The organism is Corallococcus interemptor (assembly GCF_003668875.1).
Lineage (GTDB): Bacteria > Myxococcota > Myxococcia > Myxococcales > Myxococcaceae > Corallococcus > Corallococcus interemptor.
This window is the reverse complement of sequence record NZ_RAWM01000312.1, coordinates 1-482: the sequence shown is the minus strand read 5'-3', so window position 1 is coordinate 482 and position 482 is coordinate 1. Positions and strand designations below refer to the sequence as shown.

Below are 482 nucleotides of genomic sequence, written 5' to 3'. Positions count from 1 at the left end.
GTTGAAATGAAGGCTTTGTTGATTTCATTTTTGCATGTTATGTAAAGTGAAGGGCTAATACGAGAGACATCCACTTTATTGTGTTTTTATTGTGATTTGATATTATTTCACCCAATTGTTATTCACACATGTCCATCCTTCATTTTGTGGAACAAAGCCCCGACCCATGACCCACCAACAAGCAAAAGAAGGGAAAAAAGGATAAAAAATCGGATTGAAAGACATCCGCCATATGTATCCGCAGCATACCAGCAATTTCCAGTTTTCCTCCTCTCAGAGCGGAGGAAAACTGGAAAATCGACTTTACCGCCGATGGGAGCGGCGGTAAAGCTGCAATTGCCAGTATTCCTCCTGTCACAGCGGAGGAAAACTGGAAAATCCAGTTTACCGCCGATGAGTGCGGCGGTAAAGCTGAAAGTGCCAGCTTTCCTCCTCTCACAGCGGAGGAAACCTGGAAAATCCAGCTTACCGCCGGTGAGAGC

At 45.0% G+C, this 482-nt stretch carries 1 protein-coding gene; it reads right to left on the bottom strand.

Features of this window, described 5'->3' with window-relative positions:
* Positions 1–122: 122 nt before the first annotated feature.
* A partial coding sequence (locus D7X96_RS40630; RefSeq protein WP_208647453.1) for a hypothetical protein occupies positions 123–482 on the bottom strand: 360 nt, incomplete at its 5' end.